Source organism: Halomonas sp. MCCC 1A13316, assembly GCF_014931605.1.
GTDB lineage: Bacteria > Pseudomonadota > Gammaproteobacteria > Pseudomonadales > Halomonadaceae > Halomonas.
On the sequence record NZ_CP053382.1, the window covers coordinates 2,382,559 to 2,395,046 of the forward strand.

11 protein-coding genes are annotated in these 12,488 nt (G+C 68.6%); 8 read left to right on the plus strand and 3 right to left on the minus strand.

All coding sequences use genetic code 11. The features are described 5' to 3' along the window. Positions 1-34 precede the first annotated feature (34 nt). A complete protein-coding gene (locus HNO52_RS11050) occupies positions 35-1,336 on the plus strand; it encodes an L-fuconate dehydratase (protein WP_197565378.1) in 1,302 nt (433 codons plus the stop codon). A 1-nt stretch (position 1,337) separates the two neighbouring features. Beyond that, positions 1,338-2,762, plus strand: a complete 1,425-nt coding sequence (locus tag HNO52_RS11055; protein ID WP_197565379.1) for an FAD-binding oxidoreductase — start codon at positions 1,338-1,340, stop codon at positions 2,760-2,762. 135 nt (positions 2,763-2,897) lie between these two features. On the opposite strand, the gene hpaI is transcribed toward HNO52_RS11055, so the two are convergent. Then, positions 2,898-3,710: a 4-hydroxy-2-oxoheptanedioate aldolase gene (gene hpaI, locus HNO52_RS11060; protein WP_197565380.1), complete on the minus strand. Its 813-nt coding sequence runs from the start codon at positions 3,708-3,710 to the stop codon at positions 2,898-2,900. A gap of 14 nt (positions 3,711-3,724) precedes the next feature. Further along, positions 3,725-5,482, minus strand: coding sequence for an IlvD/Edd family dehydratase (locus tag HNO52_RS11065; RefSeq protein ID WP_197565381.1), 1,758 nt, complete (start codon positions 5,480-5,482; stop codon positions 3,725-3,727). 181 nt (positions 5,483-5,663) lie between these two features. Here HNO52_RS11065 and HNO52_RS11070 point away from each other — a divergent pair, with 181 nt between their 5' ends. The 6 genes from HNO52_RS11070 (at position 5,664) to HNO52_RS11095 (ending at position 11,527) form a co-directional block, all read left to right on the plus strand. Beyond that, positions 5,664-6,605: an acetaldehyde dehydrogenase (acetylating) gene (locus HNO52_RS11070; protein ID WP_197565382.1), complete on the plus strand. Its 942-nt coding sequence runs from the start codon at positions 5,664-5,666 to the stop codon at positions 6,603-6,605. An 11-nt stretch (positions 6,606-6,616) separates the two neighbouring features. Beyond that, positions 6,617-7,642 carry a 4-hydroxy-2-oxovalerate aldolase gene (dmpG, locus tag HNO52_RS11075; RefSeq protein WP_197565383.1) on the plus strand — a complete coding sequence of 342 codons (1,026 nt, stop codon included), beginning with the start codon at positions 6,617-6,619 and terminating at the stop codon, positions 7,640-7,642. Positions 7,643-7,775: 133 nt separating this feature from the next. Further along, positions 7,776-8,768 carry a TRAP transporter substrate-binding protein gene (locus HNO52_RS11080; protein ID WP_197565384.1) on the plus strand — a complete coding sequence of 331 codons (993 nt, stop codon included), beginning with the start codon at positions 7,776-7,778 and terminating at the stop codon, positions 8,766-8,768. 57 nt (positions 8,769-8,825) lie between these two features. After that, the gene (araD1, locus tag HNO52_RS11085; protein ID WP_197565385.1) at positions 8,826-9,812 is read left to right on the plus strand and encodes an AraD1 family protein; all 987 of its coding nucleotides are present in this window, start codon (positions 8,826-8,828) and stop codon (positions 9,810-9,812) included. 29 nt (positions 9,813-9,841) lie between these two features. Further along, the gene (locus HNO52_RS11090) at positions 9,842-10,720 is read left to right on the plus strand and encodes an NAD(P)-dependent oxidoreductase (protein WP_197565386.1); all 879 of its coding nucleotides are present in this window, start codon (positions 9,842-9,844) and stop codon (positions 10,718-10,720) included. A gap of 51 nt (positions 10,721-10,771) precedes the next feature. Beyond that, on the plus strand, positions 10,772-11,527 hold the full coding sequence (locus tag HNO52_RS11095) for a FadR/GntR family transcriptional regulator (RefSeq protein ID WP_232090215.1): 756 nt from the start codon (positions 10,772-10,774) through the stop codon (positions 11,525-11,527). A gap of 16 nt (positions 11,528-11,543) precedes the next feature. Here the strand turns inward: HNO52_RS11095 and HNO52_RS11100 are convergent, their stop codons facing one another. Next, entirely contained in the window at positions 11,544-12,455 is a 912-nt protein-coding gene (locus tag HNO52_RS11100) for a DMT family transporter (protein WP_232090217.1), read from the minus strand. Positions 12,456-12,488: the final 33 nt, after the last annotated feature.

The window sequence follows — 12,488 nt, forward strand, 5'->3', positions numbered from 1 at the left end:
TCGCAACGCCAGACTAACCTCGCAAGGAGGCCGCATGACCACCATCACCCGGGTCGAAGTACAGGACATCCGCTTTCCCACCTCGCGCAATCTCGACGGATCGGACGCCATGAACGCCGCGCCGGACTACTCCGCCACCTACGTCATCCTGCACGTCGACGACGGCGGCCCGGAGGGGCACGGCCTTACCTTCACCATCGGCCGCGGTAACGAAATAGTGGTCGCGGCGGTCCACGCCCTGGCCCATCTGGTCGAGGGCCGTACGCTGGCCTCGATCACTACCGACATGGGCGGCTTCTGGCGCGAGATCACCGGTGACAGCCAACTGCGCTGGATCGGCCCCGACAAGGGTGCAATCCATCTGGCGACAGCCGCCCTGGTCAATGCGGTCTGGGACCTGTGGGCCAAGCGTGAGGGCAAGCCCATCTGGAAGTTGCTGGTGGACATGCCGCCCGAGCAACTGGTGCGCTGCCTCGATTTTCGCTTCGTCACCGATGCCCTCACCCCCGAGGAAGCCATTGCGCTGCTCCGCAAGCGGGAGCCAGGCAAGGCCGAGCGCGAGGCCGAGATGCGCCGCGACGGTTTTCCCGCCTACACCACCTCGGCCGGCTGGCTCGGCTACTCCGACGACAAGGTACGCCACCTGGCCCGCGAAGCGCTCGCCGAGGGCTGGACCCACTTCAAGCAGAAGATCGGCGGCGATCAGGAGGAGGACGTTCGCCGCGCCGCCCTGCTGCGCGAGGAGATCGGCTGGGACAACGTGCTGATGATGGATGCCAACCAGGTCTGGGAGGTCGACGAGACGATCGCCAAGATGCGCCGCCTGGCCGAATTCGATCCACTGTGGATCGAGGAGCCCACCAGCCCCGACGACATCCTCGGCCATGCCGAGATCCGCCACCGCGTCGCCCCCATCGGCGTCGCCACCGGCGAGCATTGCCACAACAAGGTGATGTTCAAGCAGTTCTTCCAGGCCGAGGCACTCGACTACTGCCAGCTCGATGCCGCGCGCCTGGGTGGGCTAAACGAGGTGATCCTGGTGGCGCTGATGGCCGCCAAGTTCGGCGTCCCGGTATGCCCCCATGCCGGCGGTGTCGGGCTGTGCGAATACGTCCAGCATATCTCGCTGTTCGACTACATCGCCGTTTCGGGCAGCCTGGAGGGGCGCGTGCTGGAGTATGTCGACCACCTGCACGAGCACTTCGTCGATCCTGTGGCGGTCGAGCGTGGGCGCTACCGGGTGCCCGAAGCCCCGGGCTACAGCATTACCATGCACGCCGAGTCGCTGGCCCGGCATCGCTTCCCGGATGGCGCCGCCTGGCAGGAGGAGAGCTGACATGCAGGGAGAAGCATTGTTTGCCGCCCTCGGTGAACGCCTTGGTGAGCGAGGCCTGCTGCGCGAGCCCGACGACATGACCCGCTACGTGGCGGACTGGGCCGGCGACCGGCTCGGCATGCCCCTGGCGGTGGCCCGCCCCGCTTCCACCGAAGAGGTCGTCGCCACGGTTCGCCTGTGCCGTGAACATGGCGTGCCCATGGTGCCCCAGGGCGGCCACAGCGGGCTGGTGGCAGGCGCCCTGCCGGCAGTCGATGGCGGCGAACTGGTGATCAGCCTGGAACGCATGAACCGCATTCGCGCCGTCGACCCGATCAGTTTCACCATGGCCGTGGACGCCGGCTGCATCCTCGAGAACGTCAAGCAGGCCGCGGCCGAGCACGAGTGCGAGTTTCCGCTGGCCCTCGGCGCCCAGGGCAGCTGCCAGATCGGCGGCAACATCGCCACCAACGCCGGCGGGCTCAACGTGCTGCGCTACGGCATGATGCGCCAGCTGGTGCTGGGGCTCGAGGTGGTACTGCCCGATGGTCGCCTGTGGGACGCCATGACCGCCCTGCACAAGGACAATCGAGGCTACGCCCTAAAGCAGCTGTTCCTGGGCAGCGAGGGCACGCTAGGGATCGTCACCGGCGCCGTGCTCAAGCTCACCCCCCGCGCCACCCAGGCGCGCACCGCCCTGCTCGGCCTGCCCTCGCTGGAGGCGGTGATCGAACTCTACGGCCTCGCCCGCCGCGACTGCAGCGACCTTCTCAGCGCCTTCGAGCTGATTCCGCGCCGCTGCATCGAGCTCGCCATGGAGGCGACACCCGAGTTGCGCGACCCGCTGGATGACACCTACCCCTGGTACGTGCTGCTGGAAGTGAGCGCCAGCGGCCCGCTGGATCTCGGCGCCATGCTCGAGCACCTGCTGGAACAGGGCATGGAGCGCGGGCTGGTGCTGGACGGCGCGCTTGCCGCCAGCGAGGCCCAGTCACGCCAGCTTTGGCAGTTCCGCGAGAGCATGCTGGAGGGCCAGCGCCGCCGCGGCGAGCACCTGCGCACCGACATTTCGGTGCCCATCTCGGCGATTCCCGCCTTCGTCGAGCAGGCCAGTCGCAGCGTGATGGAAGCCTCGCCGGAGTGCGAGATCATCGCCTACGGCCACGTGGGCGACGGCAACCTGCACTTCAACATCCTGCCGCCGATGTCGATGCCCGAGGCCGAGAAGCGCGCTCACCTGCATGCCCTGGAGGAACGCCTCTTCGAGGTGCTCGACGGTTTCGGCGGCAGCATCAGCGCCGAACACGGCATCGGCCGCACCAAACAAACCGCCTACCTGGCTCGCCTCTCGCCGGTGGAACGCGAACTGGGCGAAGGGATCAAGACGCTGTTCGACCCCGACGGCTTGATGAATCCCGGGCGTATCCTGCCGGCCCCGAAAGCCTGAGAAAGCCTGACCCGCTGGAGATCACCACCCGTGGGGAAAGGACACCGACCCGGACAACCGCCGTTCAGGGGTCTGGCTCCGTTCCCGGCTGAAGCCGGCGACACCGCCCCCGCACCGACCTCGGCGTCCCGGAGGTCAGACCCCCGTGGGGGAAGGACACCACCGGCGGGGCCCGCGGTCACTCGTACGAAACCGCTCGGCCAGTCCCCGCATGGCGTTGGCCAGCAGCAACGTATCGATACCCAGCCCGACGAAGGAGCAACCCGCCTCGAGATAGCGCCGCGCCTCGCCCTCGTCGACAGTGACGATGCCGGCCGCCTTGCCGGTGCTGCGGATCCGCTTGATGGCCTCGTCGATGGCCGCCCGCACCAGCGGATGGTCGGGATCGCCGAGATGCCCCATCGCTGCGGAGAGGTCCGCAGGCCCCACGAAGACCGCATCGACGCCATCGGTGGCGGCGATCGCCTCCAGGTTCACCAGCGCCGTCGGGCTCTCGACCTGTACCAGCAGGCACAGTTCCTCGTCGGCACGGGCCAGGTAATCCTCCACGTCCCCCCATCGCGAGGCGCGCGCCAGCACATGTCCGACCCCGCGCATGCCGCGGGGCGGGTAGCGCATGGCGGCGACCAGCCCCGCGGCCTGCTCGGCGGTCTCCACCATGGGCACCAGCAAGTTCTGCACGCCGATATCCAGGTAGCGCTTGATCAGCACCGGATCCCCCGTCGGCGGGCGGACGACGGGCTGGCTGGCATGGGGGGCGATGGCCTGTAGCTGGCCGAGCAGGCTCGCCAAGTCATTGGGCGCATGCTCGGCGTCCAGCAGCAGCCAGTCGAAGCCCGCGGTGGCAGCGAGCTCCGCCGAGTAGGGGCTGGCCAGGCCGAGCCAGATGCCGGTCTGGGGCTCGCCGACCAGCAGGCGTTGCTTGAAGGCGTTGCGCGGCATCTGCATGTCGTTACCTCGTCTCAGTGGGAGTGCCGGGGTACCTCGGCGCCCCGCCGGCCGACCAGGAAGTCGAAGTCGCACCCCTCGTCGGCCTGCAGCACGTGCTCAATATAGAGCTGTCGGTAGCCGCCCTGGCGGGCGATCAGCCGGGACGCCTCAGTCGGGTCGCGTTCGGCGAGACGCGCGGCGATCTCGTCGTCGCTCACTTCCAGGTGCAGCCGTCCCGCCTCGCAGTCCAGCTCGATCCAGTCGCCGTCGCGAACCGCGGCCAGGGGCCCACCGGCAGCGGCCTCCGGGGCCACGTGCAGCACCACGGTACCGTAGGCCGTGCCGCTCATGCGCGCATCCGAGATGCGCACCATGTCGGTGACCCCCTGCTCGAGCAGCTTGGACGGCAGCCCCATGTTGCCCACTTCGGCCATCCCCTGATAGCCCCGCGGTCCGCAGTTGCGCAGCACCAGGATGCTGTCGGCGGTCACCTCCAGGTCGGGGTCGTCGATACGCGCCTTGTAGTCGTCGAAGTCCTGGAACACAACCGCCTGGCCACGGTGCCTCATCAGCTCGGCGGTTGCCGCCGAAGGCTTGAGCACGGCGCCGTCGGGGGCCAGGTTGCCACGCAGGATGCTCATGCTGCCATCGGCACAGAGCGGCGTGTCGAGAGGTCGCACTACCTCATTATTATAAATCGGCGCCTCCCGGACGTTGTCCCACAGCGAACGGCCGTTGACGGTCAGTGCCCCGGGATGCGGCAGTCGTCCTGCCTCGCCGAGCCGACGTAGCACGGCCGGCAGCCCCCCCGCATAGTAGAAGTCCTCCATCAGGAAACGCCCGGAGGGCTGGAGATCGACGAGGGTCGGCGTCCCGCGGCCGATGCGCGTCCAGTCCTGGAGGTCCAGCTCGACCCCGATGCGCCCGGCGATCGCCTTGAGATGGATCACCGCGTTGGTGGAGCCGCCGATGGCCGCATTGACGCGGATGGCATTCTCGAACGCCTCGCGCGTCAGCACCCGCGACAGGTCGAGCCCCTCCTCCACCATCTCGACGATGCGCATGCCCGAGAGATGGGCCAGCACGTAGCGGCGGGAGTCCACCGCCGGAATCGCCGCATTGTGCGGCAGGGAGGTCCCCAGGGCCTCGGCCATGGAGGCCATGGTGGAGGCCGTTCCCATGGTGTTGCAGGTCCCTGCGGAGCGCGACATGCCGGCCTCGGCGGCCATGAAGTCGTGCAGCGAGATCTTCCCGGCCTTGACGTCCTCGGAGAGCTGCCAGACCACGGTGCCGGAACCGATGTCCTTGCCCTGGTGCTTGCCGTTGAGCATCGGCCCGCCGCTGACCACTATGGTGGGGATATCGCAGGACGCCGCCCCCATTAGCAGTGCCGGGGTGGTCTTATCGCAGCCGACCAGCAGCACCACCGCATCCACGGGATTGCCGCGGATCGCCTCCTCCACGTCCATGCTCGCCAGGTTGCGGGTGAACATGGCTGTGGGCCTCAGGTTGGACTCGCCGTTGGAAAACACCGGGAACTCCACGGGAAAGCCCCCTGCCTCCAGCACCCCTTTCTTGACGTGCTCCGCCAGCTTGCGGAAATGGGCGTTGCAGGGGGTCAGTTCCGACCAGGTGTTGCAGATGCCGATGATCGGCTTGCCCTGGAACTCGTGGTCGGGAATGCCCTGGTTGCGCATCCAGCTGCGGTACATGAAGCCGTTCTTGTCGGTGGTACCGAACCACTGGGCGGAGCGCAGCGGGCGACGACCGTCCTTGTTGTTGTGTGACATGGGGGTTGCTCCTGTTCGTGCCGCCGGGGGAGTCCCGGGTGCCGGCCTCGGGTTCCAGACCCGTTCGACAGTAAGGCCAGAGACGGCAACTAGTCGACACATACGAAAGTATATGTTGAACAAATACACACAATGTTCGACATTTTCCTGGCACCCCCCGTCCCGGTCACGAGGCAGTCCCATGACACAGCGCGTCAAGGTAGCGATCATCGGCTCCGGCAATATCGGCACCGACCTGATGATCAAGATCCTCCGCCACGGCGAGCACCTGGAGATGGGCGCCATGGTCGGCATCGACCCGGCCTCCGACGGCCTGTCCCGTGCCGCGGCGCTCGGCGTGCCCGCCACCGCCGAGGGCATCGACGGCCTGCTGGCCATGCCCGGCTTCGACGAGATCGGGATCGCCTTCGACGCCACCTCGGCGGCGAGCCACCCGCATCACAGCGCGCGGCTCGAGGCCCACGGCGTGAAGGTCATCGACCTGACCCCGGCGGCCATCGGCCCCTATGTGGTGCCGCCGATCAACCTGGACGCACATTTTGATGCCCCCAACCTCAACATGGTCACCTGCGGCGGCCAGGCCACCATCCCCATGGTCGCCGCGGTCTCCCGGGTGACCCCCGTGCACTATGCGGAGATCGTCGCCTCCATCGCCAGCCGGTCGGCCGGCCCCGGCACCCGAGCCAATATTGACGAGTTCACCGAGACCACCGCCAGGGCCATCGAGGCGTGCGGCGGGGCGGCACGCGGCAAGGCGATCATCATCCTCAACCCGGCCGAGCCACCGCTGCTGATGCGCGACTCCATCTTCGTGCTCTCCCGCCCCGCCGACCGGGGCGCCATCGAGGCCTCCGTGGAGGCGATGGCCTGCACGGTGCAGCAGTACGTTCCCGGCTACCGCCTGAAGCAACGGGTCCAGTTCGAGGAGATTCCCGCGGAAGCGCCGCTGACGATAGACGGCATCGGCCGCGTCAGTGGGCTCAAGACCTCCATCTACCTGGAAGTCGAGGGGGCCGCCCACTACCTGCCCGCCTACGCCGGCAACCTGGACATCATGACCTCCGCCGCCAAGGCCTGCGCCGAGCGCCTCGCCGAGACCCGCCTGCTGGGCACCACCGTCTGAGGTGAACCGCCATGACATCCCCTGACCGGATCGACAAGACGCTCTATATCTCCGATGTCACCCTGCGTGACGGCAGCCATGCGGTTCGCCACCAGTACAGTCTCGATGACGTCAGGCGCATCGCCCGCGCCCTGGACGCGGCCCGAGTCGACTCCATCGAGGTCGCCCACGGCGATGGCCTTCAAGGATCGAGCTTCAACTACGGCTTCGGTGCCCATACCGATCTCGCCTGGATCGAGGCGGCGGTCGAGGTGGTCGAGCACGCCCTCATCACCACACTGCTGCTGCCGGGGATCGGCACCGTGCATGACCTGGACGCCGCCTACGGCGCCGGGGCCCGGGGCGCGCGCATCGCCACCCACTGCACCGAGGCCGACGTCTCACGCCAGCATATCGAGCACGCCCGCAAGCTCGGCATGGACACCGTGGGCTTCCTGATGATGAGCCACATGCAGTCGCCCGCGGGCCTGGCCGAACAGGCCAGGCTGATGGAGCGGTACGGGGCCCAGACCATCTACGTGGTCGACTCCGGCGGTGCCCTGACCATGGACGGCGTGCGCGACCGCTTCCGGGCGCTCAAGGACGCGCTCGACCCGGCGACCCGCACCGGCATGCATGCCCACCACAACCTGGGCCTGGGGGTCGCCAACTCCATCGTCGCCGTGGAGGAGGGCTGCGACAGGATCGACGCCAGCCTGGCCGGCATGGGCGCCGGCGCCGGCAATGCCCCGCTGGAGGTGTTCATCGCCAACGCCGACCGCCTCGGCTGGCGCCACGGCTGCGACCTCTACACCCTGATGGACGCCGCCGACGACATCGTGCGGCCGCTGCAGGACCGCCCCGTGCGGGTCGACCGCGAGACCCTGGCACTGGGCTATGCCGGTGTCTACTCAAGCTTCCTCCGCCATGCCGAGGCGGCCGCCGAACGCTACGGTCTCAGGACCGTCGACATCCTGGTGGAGCTCGGCCGGCGCAGGATGGTCGGCGGCCAGGAGGACATGATCGTCGACGTCGCCCTGGACATGACCCGGGGATGAATCACCACCAGGCTTTCCTGGCTGCCGTCCACCGGACGACAGCCGGTCCACCGAGGCCCAGGCCTCTCCACCGCTGAATGTCGCAACGACCGTCACACCAACCAGCATCACAACAACAATCGAGGACATTGCCATGACCCAACGCTTCGCTCGCCGCGCCCTCACCGCCGCCATCGGTGGCCTCGTCGCCACCGCGCTGGTCCTCCCGGCCCAGGCCGCCACCGAGGTCAACGTCGGCTACGCCATTCCCAGCGAATCCCACTACGGCGAGGGCTATCGCGCCTTCAAGGAGACCCTCGAACGCCTCTCCGGCGGCGAGTTTACCGCCGCCGAGCACCCCAGCGGCTCGCTGGGCGGCGAGCGCGCCATGATCGAGGGCCTGCAGATCGGCACCGTGGACGTGGTCATCACCTCCACCGGCCCGTTGGGCAACTTCGTGCCCGACACCTATGTGCTCGACCTGCCGTTCCTGTTCGCGGACTACGACCAGGCGCGCTGCGTCCTCGACGGCGAGATCGGCCAGGAGCTGCTCGACCAGATGGGCGAGCACGACCTGGTCGGCCTGGCCTGGGCCGAGAACGGCTTTCGCCACATCACCAACAGCCGCCGCGAGATCACCAGCCCCGACGACGTCAGCGGCCTGAAGATCCGCACCATGGAGAACCGCATCCACCAGGACGCCTTCGAGGCCCTGGGGGCCAGCCCCACCCCGATGGCCATGCCGGAGCTGTTCACCGCTCTGCAGCAGGGCACCGTGGACGGCCAGGAGAACCCGCTGACGGTGATCACGGCGGCCAAGCTCTACGAGGTGCAGGACCAGCTGTCGCTGACCGGGCATGTCTACTCGCCGGCGGTGATGCTCGGCTCGCCGGTGCTGCTCGACGGCCTCAGCGACGAGCAGCGCGGCTGGTTCGTGGAGGCCGCCCGGGCCGGCGCCGAGGCGACCCGGGCCGAGGTTTCGCGGCTGGAGGACGAGGGCGTGGAGTTCCTGCGCGGCGAGGGCATGACCGTCAACACCGAGGTCGACGCGACGCCGTTCCAGGACGCCGTGGGCGAGGTGCACGAGCGCTTCGTCGAGCAGTATGGCGACGCCATGCTCACCCGCATCCGCAATAGCGACTGCTGAGCCGCCTGCCCATGGGCCGGTTATTCGTGACCGGCCCCGCATCGAACGAGACCCGACATGCGACTGATCCAGTGCGACCATCAGGGCCAGGCACGTGCCGCCCTGGTCGAGAACGACGAGCAGGTCAGGCTGCTCGAGGGCGACACCTACCAGCTCGCCCGCCGCGCCATTGCCAGCGGCCAGCCGCTGGCCACCATCGTCGAGACGGCACGGACCGACACCCGCCTCGACTACCAGTCACTGGTCGACGACCGGCGCCTGCTGCCGCCGCTCACCCACCCGGACCCGGCTCATTGCCTGGTCACCGGCACCGGCCTCACCCACCTGGGTAGCGCCGATACCCGCGATGCCATGCACGCCCAGGCCCAGCTCGAGGAGAGCCGACTGACCGACTCCATGCGCATGTTCCGGCTAGGGCTCGAGGGCGGCAAGCCGGCGAAGGGCCGGGAAGGTGCTCAGCCGGAGTGGTTCTACAAGGGCGACGGCAGCAGCGTGGCGGCCCCGGAGGACGACATCCCCGTGCCCGCCTTCGCCGCGGATGCCGGTGAGGAACCGGAACTGGCCGGGCTCTATGTGATCGCCGACGACGGCACCCCCTGGCGGGTCGGTCACGCCATCGGCAACGAGTTTTCCGACCATGTCACCGAGCGCTTCAACTACCTCTGGCTGGCCCACTCCAAGCTGCGCGCTTGCAGTTTCGGCCCGGAACTGCTGGTCGGCGAGCTGCCCGAGCACCTGGAGGGCGTGAGCCGGATCGTGCGCGATGGCGCGACCCTGTGGGAAAAGCCCTTCCTCACCGGCGAGGCCAACATGGCCCACAGCCTGGCCAACCTGGAGCACCACCACTTCAAGTACCCCAACTTCCGCCGCCCGGGAGACGTGCACGTGCACTTCTTCGGCACGGCCACCCTGAGCTTCGCCGACGACATTCTCACCCGCGACGGCGACCGCTTCGAGATCAGCCTGCCTGCCTTCGGTCGCCCGTTGCGTAATTCGCTACGCTTCGAAACATCGCAACCAGACACCCGGGTGCAGGCGCTCTGACCCCGGGCGACAGTACTTCAGGAGGCAACATGCACGAACCCCGGACCATCGGTTTCATCGGCACCGGCATCATGGGAGGGCCCATGGCGCGGCGCCTGATCGACGCGGGGCATGACGTCCGCGTGTGGAACCGTACCGCCGCCAAGGCGGCGGCCCTGGGCGCCACGCCCGTGAAAACCCCGGCAGCGGCGGCCGATGGCGCCGAGATCGTCATCGTGATGCTGAGCTCGGGGCCGGTCTGTGACGAGGTGATCCTCGGCGAGCACGGCCTGCTCGACACCATGCCCCCGGACAGCCTGCTGATCGTGATGAGCTCCATCCCGGTGGAGACCGCCCGCCACCAGGCCGAAGCCGCCGGCGAGCGCCACATCCACTACCTGGACGCCCCGGTCTCCGGTGGCGAACGAGGTGCCATCGACGGCAGCCTGGCGATCATGGCCGGGGGTGACGAGGCGACCTTCGCGCGGGCCCGTCCCGTCCTCGAGTCACTCGGGCGCCCGGTACGGATCGGCCCGGCGGGAAGCGGGCAGCTCGCCAAGCTGATCAACCAGCTGGTGGTGGCCAGCACCATCGCCACCGTCTCCGAGGGCATACTGCTGGCCGAGCGCGGCGGGGCCGACCCGGCCCGGGTGCGCGAGGCCCTGCTAGGCGGCTTCGCCGACTCGACGATCCTGCGCGCCCATGGGCAGCGGATGATCGAGCAGGACTTCGCCCCCGGCGGGCCGGCCAAGTGGCAGCTCAAGGACACCCGCACCGCCCTGGCGCAGGCCGACTCGCTCGGCCTGGACCTGCCCGTGGCGACGCTGGTCAACCGGCTGTTCGAGGACATGGTCGCCAACGGCGACGGCGAACTGGACCACAGCGCCCTGATCCGCGAACTGCGGCGCCGCAACGCCCTGCCCTGTTGACCTGCCAACCCGTCCGTGGCAGCTTGCCCCGAATCCTGTCGAGAGCCTCCCGTGAAAGCGACCCTCAAGCGCGCCCCCCGCCCCAGCATCAGCGAATACCTGGCCGAGGCCATCTTCTCGGGGCACTATCGGCCGGGGGATTTCGTGCCCAGGGAGCTCGACCTCTGCGAGCAGTTCAGGCTCAACCGCTCGGCGGTTCGCAGCGACCTGCGCCAGCTGGTGGACGCCGGCATCATCGAGCGGATCTCGGGCCACGGCTCCAAGGTCCGGGAGTACGCCGACTGGCGCATCCTCGATCCCACCGTCACCGAGTGGATGACCCGCTACGCCGCCCCCAACCCCATGATCCAGCGCGAGATCCTCTCCTTTCGCCTGGATGTCGAGCCCTATGTGGCGATGACCGCGGCCCGCCGCGCCACGGCCCGAGACCTGGTCGCCCTGGAGGAGGCCTTCGAGGGCATGAAGCGCCACCTCCAGCATGGCGACAGCGAGGAGGAGCGGCGCCTGCACAGCGACCACGACGTCGCCTTCCACGCCGCCATCTTCAAGGCGACCCACAACATCGTCTGGTCACAGCTCTCGCATATTCTGCGCCCCTCCATCTACCTGCTGATCTCGATGTCCAACGTCAGCACCGAGGAACCCGAGGAGAGCCTGGAGCGGCACCGGCTGCTGATGGAGCACATCCGCGCTCGCCAGCCCCAGGAGGCCTTCCGCGCCGCCCAGGCGGTCCTCGACGGCACCGCCAAGGCGCTCGGCATCGAAGCCGGCGACAGTGCCCTGGGCAAGCACCTGGCATTGGGCTGAAGACTCCCCTGGGACACTAATCTGTCGCCATCGCCGGCAGCACACGGCGCTCCAGGCGCCGCTCGTAGAGCCCCTTGGCGACCAGCGTCGCCAGCACCAGGCCGCCGCCGACGAAGGCCAGCGGCGCCGGTCGCTCGGCCAGGATCCACCAGACCCAGAGCGTGCCCACCACTACCTCGAGCAGCAGCAGCAACCCGACCTCCGCCGCCGGCAGGTAGAGCGGCCCCCGCTGGAGCAGCGTCACCCCGGCCGGCACGATGAACAGGCAGAGCAGCACCACCAGCAGCAGCCGATCGGGCGGTGGCAGCGAGAAGCCACTGGTCGCGCCCACCACCTGCCCGGCCCCCACGGCGACGATCAGTCCGGAGAAGGTCAGCATGGGACTCATGTCGACACCCGGCCGGGTACGACAGAGGGTGAAGTTGATCGCCAGGGTAGTCGCCGCCATTAGCGCGAAGCCATTGCCCACCCAGGACCCGGCACCGGCGTCGTCGACCACAATCAGCGAGATTCCGGCCATGCACAGCAGGATGGCCAGCCAGGTGTGCCGCGGCAGGCGCTCCTTGAGTAAGAGCCAGGAGAGCGACGCGGCGATCAATGGCGAGCCGGCCAGGATCATCAACACGTTGCCTCCCTTGGTGTACTGGTTGCCCAGCACGAAGCCGCAGGTGGTCAGGCTGAACAGCAGGGCCACGCCGATGCCGGTCCAGCCGCAGCGCCGATAGGCATTGAAGGTGCCGCGGCCGTTGCGCGCCACCACGATCAGCAGGAAGCCCAGAGCCGAGAGCAGGCCCCGCCACATCAGGATCTCGGCGTCCGGCAGGCCCGCCAGCTTGATCAGCAGGGCGTCGGGGGACATGATCAGTGCCCCACCCCCGGTCAGCAGCAGCCCCTGCTGCCGGAGGGGAAGTGCCTGGAATGCGTTCACCTCATCCTCCCGGCCCGCGGCGGGACGCCAGCG